Source organism: uncultured Stenotrophomonas sp. (genome assembly GCF_963519925.1).
In the GTDB taxonomy this organism is placed as follows: domain Bacteria; phylum Pseudomonadota; class Gammaproteobacteria; order Xanthomonadales; family Xanthomonadaceae; genus Stenotrophomonas; species Stenotrophomonas maltophilia_AE.
On the sequence record NZ_CAUQPH010000035.1, the window covers coordinates 1 to 18505 of the forward strand.

An 18505-nucleotide genomic window follows, 5' to 3' on the forward strand; every position below is an offset into this window, starting at 1 on the left:
CGTCCACGCTGGCCGCAGGCTCGGTCGACACCGCTGCCACGGCGGCCAGCGCCCACAGGGCAGGGTCGGCAGCGCCCTGCCGCGGCGCCAGCGCCGCCTGCTCGCGTTCGATCAACGCCGTATCCAGCTTGGCGTTGGCGAACGAATCGGTCATCACCAGCCGGCGCAGGAATGCCGCATTGGTGGTCACGCCGACCACTTCGCACTCGGCCAGCGCCTGCTGCATGCGGCGCAGCGCGGCATCGCGGTCCACATCCCACACGATCAACTTGGCGATCATTGGGTCGTAGAACGGGGTGATCGCATCGCCCTGTTCCACACCCGCATCCACGCGCACGTGCGCGCTGCCGGCCGGCAGGCGCAGGTGGCGCAGCGTGCCGGTAGAAGGCAGGAAGCCCTTGTCGGCATCTTCGGCGTACAGCCGCGCTTCCAGCGCATGGCCGTTGATCTGCAGCTGCTCCTGCTGCAGCGGCAGCGGCGCACCACTGGCCACGCGCAGCTGCCACTCCACCAGATCGGTACCGGTGATGCACTCGGTCACCGGGTGCTCCACCTGCAGTCGGGTGTTCATTTCCATGAAGTAGAAATCGCCGTCGGGCCCGGCGATGAACTCCACCGTGCCGGCGCCCACGTAGTTCACCGCGCGTGCGGCATCGACCGCGGCCTTGCCCATCGCCGCGCGGCGCTCGGCGGTCATGCCCGGTGCCGGCGCTTCTTCCAGCACCTTCTGGTGGCGGCGCTGCACCGAGCAATCGCGCTCGAACAGGTACACCACGTTGCCGTGGCTGTCGCCGAACACCTGGATCTCGATATGGCGCGGGCGCTCCACGTACTTTTCCACCAGCACGTGGGCGTTGCCGAAGGCGGACTGCGCCTCGCGCTGGCAGCTGGCCAGCGCCTCGGTGAACGCCGCGCTGTCCTCCACCTTGCGCATGCCCTTGCCACCGCCACCGGCGCTGGCCTTGATCAGCACCGGGTAGCCGATGCCGTCAGCCTGTTCGCGCAGGAAGGCCGGGTCCTGCGCGTCGCCGTGGTAACCCGGGGTCAGCGGCACGCCGGCCTGCTGCATCAGCGCCTTGGCCGCGCTCTTGTCGCCCATCGCGCGGATTGCCGCGGCGGAGGGGCCGATGAACACGATGCCGGCCTCGGCGCAGGCCTGGGCGAAGTCTGCGTTCTCCGACAGGAAGCCGTAACCGGGGTGGATCGCCTGCGCCCCGGTGCGGCGCGCGGCATCCAGGATGGCGTCGGCACGCAGGTAACTTTCGCGCGCCGGGGCCGGGCCGATGGCCACGGCTTCATCGGCCAGGCGCACATGCCGCGCGTTGCGATCGGCGTCGGAATACACCGCCACCGTGGAGATGCCCAGGCGCTGGCAGGTGGCGATGACACGGCAGGCGATTTCGCCGCGATTGGCGATCAGGATCTTGGTGAACATGGAAGTCTCGTTGCGCATGCCAATGGGCCGGATCACATCCGGAACACGCCGAAGTCGGTCTTGCGGGCGGGGGCGTTGAGGCTGGCCGACAGCGCCAGGCCGAGCACGCGTCGGGTGTCGGCCGGATCGATCACGCCGTCGTCCCACAGCCGTGCGCTGGCGTAGTAGGGGTGGCCCTGCTGCTCGAACTGGTCGCGGATCGGCGTCTTGAAGCTGTCTTCGTCCTGCGCCGACCACTCCCCGCCCTTGGCTTCGATGCCGTCGCGCTTCACCGTGGCCAGCACGCTGGCCGCCTGCTCGCCGCCCATCACGCCGATGCGCGCGTTCGGCCACATCCACAGGAAGTTGGGCGAGTAGGCGCGGCCGCACATGCCGTAGTTGCCGGCCCCGAACGAACCGCCGATCACCACGGTGAACTTCGGTACTTTGGCGCAGGCCACCGCCATCACCAGCTTGGCCCCGTCCTTGGCGATGCCGCCATGTTCGTACTTGCGCCCGACCATGAAGCCGGTGATGTTCTGCAGGAACACCAGCGGAATGCCACGCTGCGTGCACAGTTCGATGAAGTGCGCGCCTTTGAGCGCGGACTCCGAGAACAGGATGCCGTTGTTGGCGATGATCCCGACCGGGTAGCCATGCAGGTGCGCGAAGCCGGTGACCAGCGTGTTGCCGTAGCGCGGCTTGAACTCGTCGAAGCGCGAATCGTCCACCAGCCGCATGATCACTTCGCGCACGTCGTACGGCTTGCGCGTGTCGGCCGGGATCACCCCGTACAGCTCGCCCGCGGCGTAACGCGGTTCGGCCGGTGCCTGCACCGCCAGCGCCGGCTCGGGCTTGCGCCAGTTGAGCTGGGCGATGATCGCGCGGACCCGGGCCAGCGCTTGCAGGTCGTTGTCGGCCATGTGGTCGGCAACGCCGGAAATGCGCGTGTGCACGTCGGCACCGCCCAGCTCCTCGGCACTGACCACTTCACCGGTCGCGGCCTTCACCAGCGGCGGGCCACCCAGGAAGATGGTGCCCTGTTCGCGCACGATCACCGTTTCATCGCTCATCGCCGGCACGTAGGCGCCGCCGGCGGTGCACGAGCCCATCACGCAGGCGATCTGCGGAATGCCCTGTGCGGAGAGATTGGCCTGGTTGTAGAAGATGCGGCCGAAATGATCGCGGTCCGGGAACACCTCGTCCTGCAGTGGCAGGAACGCGCCGCCCGAATCCACCAGGTAGATGCACGGCAGGCGGTTCTGTTCGGCCACTTCCTGCGCGCGCAGGTGCTTCTTCACCGTCATCGGGTAGTACGTGCCGCCCTTGACCGTGGCGTCGTTGGCCACGATCACGCATTCCACGCCGGACACACGGCCGATCCCGGCGACCACGCCGGCGCTGGCGATGCTGTCGCCATACATGTCGTGCGCGGCCAGCGGCGCGATTTCCAGGAACGCGCTGCCCGGATCGAGCAGGGCATCGATGCGGTCGCGCACCAGCAGCTTGCCGCGCGCGGTGTGCTTCTGCCGCGCCGCTTCGCTGCCCCCCAGCGCGGTCTGCGCCAGGGTGGCGCGCAGGTCGTCGACCACCGCCTGCAGCGCCGCGCGGTTGGCTTCGAAGGTCTCGCTGCCCGGTTGCAGCTGGGTGCTCAGTACAGTCATCGCAGGGCCCTTACTTGGTGCGCTGGAACAGCTCGCGGCCGATCAGCATGCGGCGGATTTCCGAGGTGCCGGCGCCGATCTCGTACAACTTGGCATCGCGCCACAGGCGACCGGTCCGGTATTCATTGATATAGCCGTTGCCGCCCAGGATCTGGATCGCCTGGCCGGTCAGCCAGGTGGCCTTCTCGGCCGAATACAGGATCGCACCGGCCGCATCCTGGCGCGTGGTGCGGCCCAGGTCGCAGGCGCGTGCCACCGCATATACATAGGCGCGGCAGGCATTGAGGCCTACATACATGTCGGCCAGCTTGGCCTGGATCAGCTGGAAGGTGCCGATCGCCTCACCGAACTGCTTGCGCTCATGCACGTACGGCATCACCACGTCCATGCCGGCGGCCATCAGCCCCAGCGGGCCGCCGGACAGCACCACGCGCTCGTAATCCAGCCCGGACATCAACACCTTCACGCCACCGCCCACCGCGCCGAGCACGTTGGCTTCAGGCACTTCGCAGTCTTCGAATACCAGTTCGCAGGTGTTGGAGCCGCGCATGCCCAGCTTGTCCAGCTTCTGTGCGGTGGAAAAGCCCTTCATGCCTTTTTCGACCAGGAACGCGGTGATGCCCTTGGCGCCGCCGTTCGGGTCGGTCTTGGCATACACCACCAGCACGTCGGCGTCGGGGCCGTTGGTGATCCACATTTTGTTGCCGTTGAGCACGTAATGGTCGCCGCGCTTGTCGGCGCGCAGCTTCATCGACACCACGTCCGAACCGGCGCCCGGTTCGCTCATCGCCAGCGCGCCGACCTTTTCGCCGCTGCACAGGCCGGGCAGGAAGCGCTGCTTCTGTTCTTCGGTGCCGTTCTTGCGCAGCTGGTTCACGCACAGGTTCGAATGCGCGCCGTAGGACAGGCCGATGGCGCCGGACGCACGCGAGATTTCTTCCATCGCCACCACGTGGGCCAGGTAGCCCATGCCGCTGCCGCCGTATTCTTCTTCCACGGTCAGGCCAAGCAGGCCCTGCTCGCCGAGCTTGCGCCACAGCGGGTGCGGGAAGACATTCTGCTCGTCGGCCTGCGCCGCCAGCGGCGCGATCTCGGCCGAGGCAAAATGGGCCACGCTCTGGCGGAGCATGTCGATCTCTTCGCCGAGGTCGAAGTTCATGGTGGGGACGTGCATGAGGCAGCTCCGCAAGGCAGGAAGGGTCGATCAGGCCCCCAGCCTAGTCCTCCCCGGGGTAAAAGTGAACACAAATTCAAAAATTGAACATAGAATCAGCAAATGGCCTATAAACGCTCCGCACTGATGGAAGAACGCCTGGCCGGGGCCCGCGAGCGGATCCTGCTGGCGACCCGCCGCCTGGTGGCGGCCGGCGGCTACCGCAACGCCCCGGTGACCGCCGTGGCGGCCGAGGCCGGCGTATCCACCGGCCTGATCTACCGGCACTTCCCGTCCAAGGCCGAACTGTTCGTGGAGGTGCTGACCGCGGCGGTGGAGCACGAACTGCGCATCTTCGAGGCCATCGCCGCCGAACCGCTGCCGGCACCGGAGCGCCTGCGCCGGGCCATCACCGCCTTCGTGCGCCGCGCGCTGGCCGGCCCGGGGCTGGCGTATGCCTTCATCGCCGAGCCGGTGGACCCGGAGGTGGAAGCCGAGCGCATCCGCTGCCGTCGTTTGTTTGGTGACGTGTTCCGCCGCATCGTGGACGACGGTGTCGACGCAGGCAGTTTCCCCGCCCAGGACACCGAGGTGGCGGCAGCCTGCATCGTCGGTGCCTTCACCGAAGCGCTGGTCGGCCCGACCGCGCCCAGCCGCGACGCCCACGGCGACCAGACCGCGCTGGTGGAATCGATCTGCATTTTCTGCCTGCGCGCTGCCGGCGCCTGAGCCACCCCCATGCTGCAATGCGGCACCGGATGGCGGCTTGCAGAGCGCCGCCGACGCTGGTCATACTCGGCCGACAAGCCGTGGTCCAACGACTACCAGCCAGGGGTGAAAGAGAGTGCGGAATTACGACCTCGAGTTCCTGAAACGCTTTTCCATGGTCATTGCGCTGTTGATGGCCATCACGCTCGGATTGATCCTGTTCGCCGCGTACCTGCACACCCGCATTCCTGCTGAAGTCTCGCCCCAGGCCGCCAAGCGCACCGAACTGCGCATTGCCCCGGCCGGCGCGGTCTATGCCGGCGCCACCGGTGCCGCCGACCAGGCCGCGGCCAAGGCCGCAGCGCTGGCCAAGGCGGCGGCGAACGTGGCCTACGGCGGCACCACCGACGGCAAGGTGATCTTCGACAACCTGTGCACCGCCTGCCATACCACCGGCGTGGGCCAGGCACCGACGCTGGACCATGCGCACTGGGACGCGCGCCTGGCCCAGGGCAAGGACACCCTGTACAAGCACGCCATCGAGGGCTACACCGGCCCCGATGGCGGCATCATGCCGCCCAAGGGCGGCAACCCCGGCCTGACCGAAGAGCAGATCCACGCCACCGTGGATTGGATGCTGGCCAACCTGAAATAACCGGCGCGCATCACCCACCGGCAGCGCGACCGGTAGAGCCGACCGGTAGAGCCGACTGTTAGTCGGCTGCAGGTAGAGCCGACTGTCAGTCGGCTGCCGTTCGCGCGGACCCTGCAACCTCCCGTGCTCCGGGCCCAAGCCGACTAACAGTCGGCTCTACCGGTCAGGTCCAACCGTCGCGCCCGGTCCGCGCATCCAGCCTGTCCGGCAAAGCCGACTTTCATGATTCACGGTTACCCTGTGCACCCGTTCCCGGACTCCCCGCCGATGCGCCGTCGCACCCTTGCTCTTGCCCTGTCGCTGATCCTCCCGGCCACCGCCTTCGCCCAGGCCCAGCCGCAGGCACGCCCGACCGCATCGACCCCGGCTGCCGCCGCGCCCATCACCCTCACCGCCGCGCCCACCGACTGGCGCGCGCTCGACGGCCAGCACGTGCGCATCGCCGCGCCGCTGAGCCTGGCCGGCACCGATGGCCTGGCCCGCTTCGGCGAACTCACCGTCGCCTTCGAGGGTCGCCTCTGGCAGCCCAGCGAAGTGGCCGCCCCGGGCACTGACGCCCACGCCAAGGTGATCGCCGACAACCAGCGCCGCAGACTGCTGCTCGATGACGGCAGCGATGCCCGCGACCCGGGCCCGGTGGCCTACCTTCCCGCCGGCGCCACCCTGCGCACCGGCACCGTCCTGCGCAACGTGGAAGGCATTGTCCGCGTGGATGCCAAGGGCACCCCACGTCTGCAGGTGACCACGCCGCTGCAGCTGCCCGCACTGGCGCGGCCGGCGGTACCAGCGGTGCCCGGCGGGCTCAAGGTGGCCGCCTTCAACCTGGAAAACTTCTTCAACGGCGACGGCCAGGGCGGCGACTACCCGACCCTGCGCGGCGCCCGCACCCTGGCCGAACACCAGGCCCAGACCGCCAAGCTGGTGGCCACCGTCAACGCGCTTGGCGCTGATGTGGCCGCGCTGATGGAACTGGAAAACGACGGCTACGGCCCGCAGTCGGCGATCTCCGAATTCGTCCGCGCGCTCAATGCCGCGCCGGGCGGGCAGGGCGACTGGCGTTTCATCGACGCCGGCAAGGGCCCGGGCGAGAATCCGATCCGGGTCGGCATCATCTACCGCAGCTCGAAGGTGACCCCGGTCGGCGCGCCGGCGGTGCTGGAAACCGGCCCGTTCGGCCCGCACAGCCGCGTGCCGCTGGCGCAGGCGTTCCGCGCCGGCAAGGGTGCCCCGTTCGTGGTGGTCGCCAATCACTTCAAGTCCAAGGGCTGCTCCGAGGCCAGCGGCGCCGATGCCGACAAGAAGGACGGCCAGGGCTGCTGGAACGCCACCCGGGTGGAATCGGCGCGCCTGCTCAACCAGTGGCTGGGCACCGACCCGACCGGCGCCGGCACCACCGACGCGGTCCTGCTCGGCGACTTCAATGCCTACGCCATGGAAGACCCGATCCGCGCCCTGCACGACGCCGGCTGGCGCGACGCCTTCACCGTGGCCAAGGTCGAGCGCCCCTACAGCTACGTGTACAACGGCATGACCGGCCGCCTCGACCACGCGCTGCTGAGCCCGGGCATGGCCAAGCGCCTGCGCGGCGCCGCCGAGTGGCATATCAATGCCGACGAAGCCGACGACGCCGGTTACCGCGACCGCAACGTCCCCGGCCCGTGGCGCAGCTCGGACCACGACCCGTTGATCCTCGGTTTCGACAAGTAGAGCCACGCCCTGCGTGGCTGGCGCGGTCCGGACGATGCAGCCACGCAGGGCGTGGCTCTACGACGGGGATGCGTACCGCACCAACATTCCGTCGCTGGCGCGCATCACCCCCAGGCGATGAACCCGATCGCCACCACCGCCAACGCCAGCCCCACGCGGTTCCACCGCGTGGTCGGCTCACCGAACGCGAACACCCCCACCAGCGCCCCCAGCACCACCACGCCGATGTTCATCCCGGCAAACACCGTGGCCGGGCTGTCCGGCAGTGCCTGGTGGGCATGCACATAAAAAAGAATGTTGCCGCCATTGAGCAGCCCCAGCAGCGCACCCGCGCCCAGGTTGCGCGCGGCCAGCCGGCTGCGGCCGGTGGCATGCCGCCACAGCTGCACCCCCAGCATCAGCACGAAGGCAATGCTGAAACACGCCAGCAGCGCCGCCATCGACGGCGTCCCCGACAGCGCCACCTGCTTCAGCAGCACGTCCACCAGCGCAAAGCCCACCCACACCGCCAGCAGCCAGCGCCAGCTGCCGGCCTCACCGGCTACCGCCGGCCCGCGCGGGCGCAGGCTGATGCCCAGCATCGCCACCAGCCCCAGCCCCAACCCCAGCAGCTTCAGCGGCGTGGCGGTCTGCCCGAAGAACAGGAACGCGGCCAGCAACGACAGCAACAGCGACAACCGCTGTGCCACATCGGTACGCACGATCCCGGCCACCGCCACCGCGCGGCCCAGCACCAGGAACAGCGACGGCAGCACCACCGCCAGCACCAGCAGCGCCGCCCACGGCGCATGGGTGGACTGCAGCGCCTGCAGCGGCGGGCGCAGCACCCCGGCTGTAAGCGCGGCCGCCACCAGGTAGTTCCAGGTGACCATCTGGGCGACATCCAGCTGGCGGCGCGCGGCCAGCTTCAGCAGCACCGACACCAGCACGCTGCAGACCACGCTGAAAAGCAGATAGAACATGGGGTTCCAGGCAGGCGCGGCGGTGAAGCCCGCGGGGGAGCGGTATTATGACGCCATGCACAATCCCCCATTCCCCAATGAAAGCGGCCCGCTGCAGCTGGCCGGCCCGGTCGGCGCGCTGGACGTGGTGGTCGACCTGCCCAAGGCCGACGTGGCCCCGCAGCCGGTGGTGGCGGTCATCTGCCATCCGCTGTCCACCGAGGGTGGCAGCCTGCACAACAAGGTGGTGACCATGGTCGGCACCACCCTGCGCGAGCTGGGCATCACCACCGTGCGCTTCAACTTCCGCAGCGTCGGCACCTCGGCCGGCAGCTTCGACCATGGCGTGGGCGAACAGGACGACCTCAAGGCCGTGGTGGCCTGGGTGCGCGAACAGCGCCCCGACGCCACCCTGTGGCTGGCCGGTTTCAGCTTCGGCGCCTTCGTCTCGCTGCGGGCCGCCGCCGATCTGCAGCCGCAGGTGCTGGTCTCGATCGCCCCGCCGGCCGGGCGCTGGGACTTCGACGGCGTGCAGCCGCCGGCCAACTGGCTGGTCATCCAAGGCGAAGACGACGAGATCGTCGACCCGCAGGCCGTCTACACCTGGCTGGACAGCCTGGACGCCCCGCACGAACTGGTGCGCATGCCGGAAACCAGCCACTTCTTCCACCGCAAGCTGATCGACCTGCGCGGCGCGCTCACCCACGGGGTCAAGCACTGGCTGCCCCACCCGGACAGCGCCAGCGCATGAGTGACACCGCACTGACCCCGTCGCAGCGCTACGCCGAAGGCGTGGCCCGGGGCGAATGGCAGAACGACCCGGCCCAGCATGCCGCCCTCGCCGAGCTGGACCGCATCCACCTGGCCCTGGTCGACAGCGCCCAGGACGGCTGGCTGGACCGCCTGTCGGCGTTCTGGAAGAAGCCCGAGCCGGTCAAGGGCCTGTACTTCTGGGGCGGGGTGGGGCGCGGCAAGACCTTCCTGGTCGACCTGTTCTACGACGGCCTGCCGATCGAACAGAAGTACCGCACCCACTTCCATCGCTTCATGCGCGGCATCCATGAGCGCCTGCGCGAGCACCAGGGCCAGAGCGACCCGCTGGCCCGGATCGCCCAGGAATGGCGCACCAAACTGCGCGTGCTGGTGCTGGACGAGTTCTTCGTCACCGACATCGGCGATGCCATGCTGCTGGCGCGCCTGCTCGAGCGCATGTTTGCCGAAGGCGTCACCTTGGTCACCACGTCCAACACGGCGGTGGAGAACCTGTACCTGAACGGCCTGCAGCGCGACAGCTTCCTGCCCGCCATCAGCCTGCTGCAGACCTACTGCGTGGAGCTGTATGCCGAAGGCACCGAGGATTACCGGATGCGGGCGCTGACCCACTCGCCGGTGTACCAGTCACCGCGCGACGAGCACAGCGACGCTTGGCTGGCGTCGCGCTGGGCCGCGCTCAGCGGCGGGCAGCCGCCCAAGCCGGGCAACATCGAAATCGAAGCGCGCAAGATTCCGGTGCGCGCGCGCGGCAAGAGCATCGTCTGGTTCGACTTTGCCGCCCTGTGCGAAGGCCCGCGCGGCCCCTCGGACTACATCGAGATCGCCCGCGAGTTCACCACCCTGCTGCTGGGCGACATCCCGCACTTCGACCGCATGAACGAAGACGCCGCGCGCCGCTTCGTCAATCTGATCGACGAGCTCTATGACCGCAACGTCAACCTGGTCTGTACCGCCACCGACGCCCCGGTCGCCCTGTACACCGGCACCCGCCTGCAGGGCGCGTTCGAACGCACCGCCTCGCGCCTGATCGAGATGCAGAGCGCCGAGTACCTGGGCACGCCCCACCGGGCGTGACCCGGCACCCGCCAAGGTCGTGTCCGGACAACCGGCTGCGGGACGATCGCCCCGCCACGGTCGTGGTCGGATGACCGGCCCAGCTACCCGTAGAGCCACGCCCTGCGTGGCTGCGCAGACCCCAGACCCAAGCGAAATTGTTATCCCCGCGTGACGCCATCGTTCCATTCTCCACACCCCGTCATCACACGAGAAAGTCGCCGTCAGCGCTTGACTGCGCACCCCCTTTAGACAGGTCCGAACCGTTCGTCGGACGCCCCGCGCAACCGGTCCTTGCGCCGCAAGGGATTGCCCGGATTCACCAGATTTGGCGTTGACGGACCCCCATACCCCCACTATCTTGTGGCCGTCGGCCCCTTCGACCACAAGTGGAGGGTCTCCGAGGGCCTACCGCCCGCCGACAACCGCATGCCGATCAGGGTGCGGTGCTGGTAGCGCCAGTCTCCGGGGGGAGATGACCGGTGACGCAAGGGGATGTCCGCAGCGCACTCGCGCCGGTCGCGTCCCATGCGACACCGTCAGTCCATCCTTGGAGCCCCGAGCGCGCCGGTTCCACGCCTGCCTGGCAGGCGACCCTGTGCCACCCCAAATCACGCCAAGAGGAAACCGCCGTGAGCACCGAAACCAGCGCAGCCACCGAACAGGAAAGCGAATTCCTGCTGACTTCGCCGCCGACCAATACGGCGATGAGCGTCACCAAGCGAAACGGCACGACCGAACTGGTGGATCTGAACAAGATCGTGCGCGCGGTGCAGCGTTCGGCGGAAGGCCTGCACGCGGTGGACCCGATGCGCGTGGCCACCCGCACCATTTCCGGCCTGTACAACGGCGCCACCACCCAGGAGCTGGACGAGCTGTCCATCCGCACCGCCGCCCTGCTGATCGGTGAAGAGCCCGAGTACGGCCGCCTGGCCGCGCGCCTGCTGGCCAACTACATCGCCAAGGAAGTGTCGGGGCAGGAAATCCATGCCTTCTCGCAGTCGGTGGGCCGTGGCCACGAAGTGGGCCTGATCAACGACCGCCTGCTGAACTTCGTGCAGACCAACGCGCGCAAGCTCAACGATGCCATCGACCTCAGCCTCGACCTGAACTTCGACTACTTCGGCCTGCGTACCCTGTACGACCGCTACCTGCTGCGCCATCCGCACACTCGCAAGGTGATCGAGACCCCGCAGCAGTTCTTCCTGCGCATCGCCAGCGCGCTGAGCGAAGACGTGCCGGAAACCCTGGCCCTGTACAAGCGCATGGGCAACCTGGACTACCTGCCGTCCAGCCCGACCCTGTTCAACTCCGGCACTACCCACGAGCAGCTGTCCTCGTGCTTCCTGCTCGATTCGCCGCAGGATTCGCTGGAATCGATCTACTCCAAGTACGGCGACATCGCCCAGCTGTCCAAGTTCAGCGGCGGCATCGGCGTCAGCTACACCCGCGTGCGTTCGCGCGGCTCGCTGATCAAGTCCACCAACGGCCATTCCAACGGCATCGTGCCGTGGCTGAAGACCATGGACTCGTCCGTCGCCGCAGTGAACCAGGGCGGCAAGCGCAAGGGCGCGGCCTGCGTGTACCTGGAAACCTGGCACGCCGACATCGAGGACTTCCTCGAGCTGCGTGACAACACCGGCGACGAATCGCGCCGTGCGCACAACCTCAACCTGGCCAACTGGGTGCCGGACCTGTTCATGAAGCGCGTCGAAGCCGACCAGGAATGGTCGCTGTTCGATCCGCGCGTGGTGCCCGAATTCACCGACCTGTTCGGTGAAGCCTTCGAGGCCGCCTACCTGCAGGCCGAAGCCCAGGGCAAGGCCAACCGCACCATTTCCGCGCGCAAGCTGTACTCGCGGATGATGCGTACCCTGGCCGAGACCGGCAACGGCTGGATGACCTTCAAGGACAAGTGCAACCGCGCCAGCAACCAGACCCTGCGTCCGGGCAACGTGATCCACCTGTCCAACCTGTGCACCGAAATCCTGGAGGTCACCTCCAACGATGAAACCGCCGTGTGCAACCTGGGTTCGATCAACCTGGGCAACCACTTCGACGAGCACAACGAGTTCGATTACGAAAAGCTGGCCGAAACCGTGCGCCTGGCCGTGCGCCAGCTCGACCGCGTGATCGACCTTAACTTCTACCCGATCGAAACCGCCCGCCGCGCCAACATGCGCTGGCGCCCGGTCGGCCTGGGCTGCATGGGCCTGCAGGACGTGTTCTTCCGCAAGCGCCTGCCGTTCGACGGCGCCGAAGCCCGCGCGCTGTCGAAGAAGATCGCCGAGACCATCTACTTCCACGCCCTGGAGACCTCGGTTGAACTGGCGCAGGAACGTGGCAAGCACCCGTCGTTCAACGACACCCGTGCGGCCAACGGCGAACTGCAGTTCGACGCCTGGAACGTGGTGCCGGAAGACGGCGCGCGCTGGGACGCCCTGCGTGCCCGCATCAAGGAACACGGCCTGCGCAACTCGCTGATCATCGCCATTGCCCCGACCGCGACCATCGCCTCGATCGCCGGCTGCTATGAGTGCGTCGAGCCGCAGGTGTCCAACCTGTTCAAGCGCGAAACCCTGTCGGGCGACTTCCTGCAGGTGAACCGCTACCTGGTGAACGAGCTGAAGAAGCTCGGCCACTGGACCCCGGAAATGCGCGACACCATCAAGATGGCCGAAGGCTCCATCCAGGGTATCGCCCAGATCCCGGAAAGCCTGCGCCAGATCTACCGCACCGCGTGGGAACTGCCGATGCGTTCGCTGATCGACATGGCCGCCGACCGTGGCGCGTTCATCGACCAGTCCGCCTCGCTCAACCTGTTCATGGAAAGCCCGAACATCGGCGCGATGTCCTCCATGTACATGTACGCCTGGAAGCAGGGCATCAAGACCACCTACTACCTGCGTTCGCGCCCGGCCACCAAGATCGCCAAGACCACCATCAGCCACACCGCAGCGGCTGCCCCGGAAAAGGTGTTCAGCCCGGAAGAAGCCATCGCCTGCTCGCTGGAAAACCCGGAAGCCTGCGAAGCCTGCCAATAATCGGCCGGCGCCCACCGCCCGGTAGCGCCGGCCGTTGGCCGGCCTCGACCAACCGTAGCGCCGGGCTCTGCCCGGCCGCTCCACCGGCCCAATCGCCGGAACAAACACCCGGTAGGTGCCGACCGTTGGTCGGCACACGCCTTCGAAGGACAGAAACACATGGCCGACACCCGCAAGCAGATGCTGCTCGATCCCGGTTTTGAACTGACCCTGCGCCCCATGCGCTACCCGCAGTTCTACGACATGTATCGCAACGCGATCAAGAACACCTGGACCGTGGAAGAAATCAACTTCCAGATCGACATCAGCGACCTGCACACCAAGATGTCGCCGGGCGAGCGCCACCTGATCCACCGCCTGGTCGCGTTCTTCGCCACCGGCGACTCGATCGTGTCCAACAACCTGGTGCTGAACCTGTACCAGCATTTGAACGCGCCCGAAGCACGCATGTACCTGTCGCGCCAGCTGTATGAAGAAGCGCTGCACGTGCAGTTCTACCTGACCCTGCTGGACAACTACCTGCCGGATCCGGAAGAACGCGCCAAGGCGTTCTCGGCGGTGGAGAACATCGACTCCATCAAGAAGAAGGCCGACTTCTGCTTCAAGTGGATCGACTCCATCCAGGGCCTCACCCGCATCGAAACCCGCGAACAGCGCCGCCAGTTCCTGCTCAACCAGATCTGCTTCGCCGCCTGCATCGAAGGCCTGTTCTTCTTCGCCGCGTTCGCCTACGTGTACTACTTCCGTTCGCGTGGCCTGCTCAACGGCCTGGCCTCGGGCACCAACTGGGTGTTCCGCGACGAAAGCGCGCACATGGACTTCGCCTTCGAATGCGTGGACGTCATCCGCGAGGAAGAGCCGGACCTGTTCGACGATGAAATGAAGCAGCAGGTTTACGACATGCTGGCCGAAGCCATCGAATGCGAAGTGCAGTTCGCCGAAGACGTGCTGTCCGGCGGCGTGGCCGGCATTTCCACCCGCGACATGCGCCAGTACCTGCAGCACTGCGCCGACAACCACTTCCACCGCCTCGGCATGGAAAAGAAGTACAACGTGCGTAACCCGCTGCCGTTCATGGAACTGCAGGACGTGCAGGAGCTGACCAACTTCTTCGAACGCCGCCCCTCGGCCTACCAGGTGGGCGTGCAGGGCGAAGTGTCCTTCGACATGAACTTCTGATTCCAATCAGACAGCGTCCCCCAAAGAACCCCGGCCCGCCCGGGGTTTTTTCATGCCCGTAACGCCCCAGACGCTCCACACCCGTAGAGCCACGCCCTGCGTGGCTGATCCACCTCCCAACCCCCGCTGCCGTATCATCCCCACGACCCCCTCTTCCACACGGCCGCCCCCATGACCGCCACCCCCGACGTCGTCCCGCCCACCGAAGTGCGCATGGCCGAAATCGTGTTCCCCAACCACACCAACCACATGGGCACCCTGTTCGGTGGCCAGGCATTGGCGTGGATGGACAAGGCCGCGTTCCTGGCCGCCGCGCGCTACTCGCGCCGCACCGTGGTCACCGCCCGCTCCGACCAGGTCGACTTCAAGCTGCCGATCAGCATCGGCCAGATGGTGGAAACCGTGGGTCGCATCGTGGAGGTGGGCCGCAGCTCGATGAAGGTGGAAGTGGAGCTGATCGCCGAAGACCTGCACACCGGCGAGCGCAAGCTGTGCACCCGCGGCCACTTCGTGATGATCGCGCTGGACGAGAACCACAAGCCCACCGCCGTGCCCGCGCTCCCGGCCGACATCGCCGGCCCCTGAACGGGCTGGGCGATTGCGAACCCCGCAATCGCCCCCATCTTGCTGGCATGTCTACCCCACTGGCCGACTTCATCGACCGCGCCCGCCGCCTGTTCGTGCTGACTGGCGCTGGCTGCAGCACCGACTCGGGCATTCCCGATTACCGCGACGCCGACGGCCAGTGGAAGCGCACGCCGCCGGTGAACTACCAGGACTTCATGGGCGAACTGGCCACCCGCCAGCGCTACTGGGCGCGCAGCCTGCTGGGCTGGCCGCGTTTCGGGCATGCCCGGCCCAACGCCACCCACGCCGCGCTCGCCGCGCTTGAAGCGCGCGGCCAGGTGGAAGTGCTGCTCACGCAGAACGTGGACTGCCTGCACCAGCGCGCCGGCAGCGTGGGCGTGATCGACCTGCACGGCCGCCTGGACCAGGTGCGCTGCATGGGTTGCGAAGCCCGCAGCGACCGTGAGGACTTCCAGCACACCCTGCTGGCCGCCAACCCCGGCTGGGACACTCTGGACGCCGGCATCGCCCCGGATGGCGACGCCGACCTGGAAAACGTCAACTTCAGCGCCTTCACCGTACCGGCCTGCCCGCAGTGCGGCGGCATCCTCAAACCGGACGTCGTCTTCTTCGGCGAAAACGTACCGCGCGAGCGCGTAGCTGCCGTACACGACCACCTCGCCAACGCCGACGCCGTCCTGGTCGTAGGCTCCTCGCTGATGGTCTATTCCGGCTACCGCTTCGTCCAGGCCGCTGCCAACGCCGGCCTACCCGTAGCCGCCCTCAACCTCGGCCGCACCCGCGCAGACGACCTCCTCACCCTGAAGGTAGAACAACCCTGCGCAGCAGCCCTGTCCTTCCTCCTACCCACGACCACCCCCGCGTAGAGCCACGCCCTGCGTGGCTGCCCTCACCGCCCACCCAACATCGTCGCCACCCACGCCACGCCCGCCGGGCTGTTCGCCACCCCCGCGTAGAGACACGCCATGCGTGTCTACCCACACCGTTCCAAACAAACGGTTGCCTGCACCCCCGCTTCCGGGTGCAATAACCCCCCGGTTTCAACATCCCCCCGAGTCGCCCGCCCGTGAGCCAGCTTTTCTCCCCCGTAACCTTCGGACCGCTGACGCTGTCCAACCGCATCGTCATCGCCCCGATGTGCCAGTACTCCTCCACCGACGGCCTGGCCAACGACTGGCACCGCCAGCACCTGGGCATGCTGGCCCAATCCGGCGCCGGCCTGCTGATCCTCGAAGCCACCGCCGTGCTGCCGGAAGGGCGCATCAGCTACGCCGACCTGGGCCTGTGGGACGACGCCACCGAAGCCGCCCTCACCGACGTGATCGCCTCGGTGAAGCGCTGGTCGCCGATGCCGGTGGGCGTGCAGCTCGCGCATGCCGGTCGCAAGGCCTCCTCGGCACGCCCGTGGGACGGCGGCGGTCCGCTGCCGCCAACCGACCCGAACGGCTGGACCGTGAAAGCCCCCTCGGCGCTGCCGTTCACCGCCAACGGCCCCACCCCCGAAGCGCTGGATGAAGCCGGCATCGACGCCGTGGTGGAGGCCTTCGCCGTCGCCGCCAAGCGCGCCGAGCGCGCCGGCCTGGACCTGATCGAACTGCACGCCGCGCACGGCTACCTGCTGCACCAGTTCCTGTCGCCGCTGAGCAACAAGCGCCAGGACGAGTACGGCGGTTCGCTCGAAAACCGCATGCGCCTGCTGATCCGCGTGTTCGACGCCGTGCGCGCAGCGGTCTCCGACCGCATCAGCGTGGGCGTGCGCATTTCCGCCAGCGACTGGGTCGACGGCGGCTGGGACATCGAACAGAGCACCACCCTCGCGCAGATCCTCGACCTGTGCGGCTGCCAGTTCCTGCACGTCTCCAGCGGCGGTCTCGACGCACGCCAGAAGATCGCCCTCGAGCCCGGCTACCAGGTGCCGTTCGCCGCCGCGATCAAGGCCGCCAAAGTGCGCATGCCGGTCATCGCCGTCGGCCTGATCACCGACCCGGCCCAGGCCGAATCGATCCTGCGCCACAACCACGCCGACGCCATCGCACTGGCCCGCGGCATCCTCTACGAACCGCGCTGGCCGTGGCACGCCGCCGCCGCCCTCGGCGACTCCATCACCCCCGCCCCGCAGTACCTGCGCTGCGAACCGCGCGAAGCCCGCGGCGTATTCACCGCACCCTCCGCGTGATGAACCCGGTAGCGCACGACCGTTGGTCGTGCGCCGCCTGATCTCACGCAACATCCACCCGCCACGCAACCGGCAACCCCTCAACCACCACCTGCATCAACGCCCGCACCTTTGGCGTCAAATCCCGCCGATCACTCACGCACAAAAACACCCGCATCGGCTCCGGCGACGTCCGCGCCCCATCGCCCGACGCGAACAACACCTGCAACGCGCCGCGCGCCAACCACGGTTCCGCCACGAACGCCGCCAACCGAGCGATCCCACCGCCGGCCGCCGCCATCGCCGCAATCGCATCGATGTCATCCGACACCAGTGCCGGCCGCATCTCCGCCTCGAAGCGGATCCCATCGCGCACGAATCCCCACGGCAGCAACCGCCCATCCACCGGATAACGGAACACCAGGCAGCGATGCTCGCGCAGCGCCTCCGGCGTGTCCGGCGCACCGACCCGCGCCAGGTACGAAGGCGCAGCGCACACCACGAACGGCACCTGCGCAATGGGCCGCGCCACCAGCCCATCCACCAGCTGCGGCTCGATCCGGAAGCTCACATCCACGTCTTCGCGCGCATGGTCCACACTGCGGTCGGCCAACAGCAGCTCGATCGCCAGCGCGGGGTAGCGCGCCTGCAGCGCGGGCAGCATCGGCGCCAGCACGTGTCGGCCGAAGGCCGACGTGCTGGCAATGCGCAACCGTCCCTGCGGCACCGCATCGGGATCGGTCACCGCCGCCTGCGCCCGTTGCAGGTCGCGCTCGATATGGCGCACCTCCTCCAGGTAGCGCGCACCGCTTTCGGTCAGCGCCAGCGAGCGGGTAGTGCGGTTGAACAGCCGCACCCCCAAGTGCGCCTCCAGCCGCGCGATGTTCTGCCCCACCGCCGCCGGGCTGATCCCCAATGAGCGCGCCGCCGCCGCCAGGCTGCCGGCATCGGCGGTACGGACGAAACTGCGGATTGACTGAAGAATGTTCATGATCGCGCCAATTATGGCGCCTGATTGCAAAGATCCGCTTTACAAAGACCCAAGGCCAAGCGCTCTACCGCCTCCCCGGGCCTGCGCCTATCGTGCCGACCCTGCAGCCACCCCCGGCTGCTCTTCAAGGACTGCCGATGACCGACGCACAGACCTTCCCGCGCCGCTGGAAGCTCAGCCCCCGCACCACCCCCTACGTATTCGCCTTTTTCATGGCCTCGATCATGGCCATGCTGATGTGCCTGGTGATCACCGCCGCCAACGCCGGCGTCAACGCCGACTTCCCCGCCCGCGTACTCGGCGCCTACCAACTCGCCATGCCCACCGCCTTCGTCTGCGTACTGATGGTGCGCCCAGTGGTGATGCGGCTGGTTGCGCTCACCGTGCATCCGCCGCGCTGACAACATGTGGCATCCCTCCCCGGTAGCGCCCCACCGTTGGTGGGGCGTCGCGGCAAATCGAACGATGCATCGGCCGGC

At 67.7% G+C, this 18505-nt stretch carries 16 protein-coding genes; 11 read left to right on the forward strand and 5 right to left on the reverse strand.

Translation table 11 applies throughout. The annotated features are described in order from the left end of the window. The 3 genes from RWO33_RS08785 to RWO33_RS08795 all read right to left on the reverse strand — a co-directional run. On the reverse strand, nt 1–1435 hold a 1435-nt coding region (locus RWO33_RS08785), incomplete at its 3' end, for an acetyl-CoA carboxylase biotin carboxylase subunit (protein WP_314104348.1). Between the two features lie 32 nt (nt 1436–1467). After that, nucleotides 1468–3078, reverse strand: coding sequence for a carboxyl transferase domain-containing protein (locus RWO33_RS08790; protein ID WP_314104350.1), 1611 nt, complete (start codon nt 3076–3078; stop codon nt 1468–1470). A 10-nt stretch (nt 3079–3088) separates the two neighbouring features. After that, on the reverse strand, nt 3089–4252 hold the full coding sequence (locus RWO33_RS08795; RefSeq protein WP_314104352.1) for an isovaleryl-CoA dehydrogenase: 1164 nt from the start codon (nt 4250–4252) through the stop codon (nt 3089–3091). A gap of 102 nt (nt 4253–4354) precedes the next feature. Here RWO33_RS08795 and RWO33_RS08800 point away from each other — a divergent pair, with 102 nt between their 5' ends. The 3 genes from RWO33_RS08800 (at nt 4355) to RWO33_RS08810 (ending at nt 7301) form a co-directional block, all read left to right on the forward strand. After that, the gene (locus RWO33_RS08800) at nt 4355–4960 is read left to right on the forward strand and encodes a TetR/AcrR family transcriptional regulator (protein ID WP_314104355.1); all 606 of its coding nucleotides are present in this window, start codon (nt 4355–4357) and stop codon (nt 4958–4960) included. Between the two features lie 115 nt (nt 4961–5075). Next, on the forward strand, nt 5076–5594 hold the full coding sequence (locus RWO33_RS08805; RefSeq protein ID WP_314104358.1) for a c-type cytochrome: 519 nt from the start codon (nt 5076–5078) through the stop codon (nt 5592–5594). A 267-nt stretch (nt 5595–5861) separates the two neighbouring features. Beyond that, nucleotides 5862–7301, forward strand: a complete 1440-nt coding sequence (locus RWO33_RS08810; RefSeq protein ID WP_314104361.1) for an ExeM/NucH family extracellular endonuclease — start codon at nt 5862–5864, stop codon at nt 7299–7301. A 104-nt stretch (nt 7302–7405) separates the two neighbouring features. Here the strand turns inward: RWO33_RS08810 and RWO33_RS08815 are convergent, their stop codons facing one another. Further along, nucleotides 7406–8263, reverse strand: coding sequence for an EamA/RhaT family transporter (locus RWO33_RS08815; RefSeq protein WP_314104364.1), 858 nt, complete (start codon nt 8261–8263; stop codon nt 7406–7408). A gap of 55 nt (nt 8264–8318) precedes the next feature. Between RWO33_RS08815 and RWO33_RS08820 the strand changes: the two genes are divergently transcribed. From RWO33_RS08820 to RWO33_RS08850, 7 genes are all read left to right on the forward strand, one after another. Next, complete coding sequence (locus RWO33_RS08820; RefSeq protein WP_314104366.1) at nt 8319–8993, forward strand: CocE/NonD family hydrolase; 675 nt, start codon at nt 8319–8321, stop codon at nt 8991–8993. Continuing rightward, nucleotides 8990–10090 (forward strand): cell division protein ZapE, encoded by a 1101-nt coding sequence (gene zapE / locus RWO33_RS08825; RefSeq protein ID WP_314104369.1) that lies wholly within the window; start codon nt 8990–8992, stop codon nt 10088–10090. The genes RWO33_RS08820 and zapE overlap by 4 nt, the downstream gene beginning before the upstream one ends. 611 nt (nt 10091–10701) lie before the next feature. Then, the gene (locus RWO33_RS08830) at nt 10702–13113 is read left to right on the forward strand and encodes a ribonucleoside-diphosphate reductase subunit alpha (RefSeq protein WP_314104371.1); all 2412 of its coding nucleotides are present in this window, start codon (nt 10702–10704) and stop codon (nt 13111–13113) included. A gap of 159 nt (nt 13114–13272) precedes the next feature. Then, the gene (locus RWO33_RS08835) at nt 13273–14292 is read left to right on the forward strand and encodes a ribonucleotide-diphosphate reductase subunit beta (RefSeq protein ID WP_314104374.1); all 1020 of its coding nucleotides are present in this window, start codon (nt 13273–13275) and stop codon (nt 14290–14292) included. A 171-nt stretch (nt 14293–14463) separates the two neighbouring features. Beyond that, entirely contained in the window at nt 14464–14877 is a 414-nt protein-coding gene (locus RWO33_RS08840; protein ID WP_068848408.1) for an acyl-CoA thioesterase, read from the forward strand. Nucleotides 14878–14924: 47 nt separating this feature from the next. Beyond that, complete coding sequence (locus RWO33_RS08845) at nt 14925–15746, forward strand: NAD-dependent protein deacetylase (RefSeq protein ID WP_314104378.1); 822 nt, start codon at nt 14925–14927, stop codon at nt 15744–15746. Between the two features lie 200 nt (nt 15747–15946). Continuing rightward, the gene (locus tag RWO33_RS08850; protein WP_314104380.1) at nt 15947–17056 is read left to right on the forward strand and encodes an NADH:flavin oxidoreductase/NADH oxidase; all 1110 of its coding nucleotides are present in this window, start codon (nt 15947–15949) and stop codon (nt 17054–17056) included. Between the two features lie 43 nt (nt 17057–17099). Here RWO33_RS08850 and RWO33_RS08855 read toward each other — a convergent pair whose 3' ends face one another. Next, the gene (locus RWO33_RS08855; protein WP_314104382.1) at nt 17100–18026 is read right to left on the reverse strand and encodes a LysR substrate-binding domain-containing protein; all 927 of its coding nucleotides are present in this window, start codon (nt 18024–18026) and stop codon (nt 17100–17102) included. 137 nt (nt 18027–18163) lie between these two features. Between RWO33_RS08855 and RWO33_RS08860 the strand changes: the two genes are divergently transcribed. Then, nucleotides 18164–18427 carry a DUF2798 domain-containing protein gene (locus RWO33_RS08860; RefSeq protein ID WP_314104384.1) on the forward strand — a complete coding sequence of 88 codons (264 nt, stop codon included), beginning with the start codon at nt 18164–18166 and terminating at the stop codon, nt 18425–18427. Nucleotides 18428–18505 lie beyond the last annotated feature (78 nt).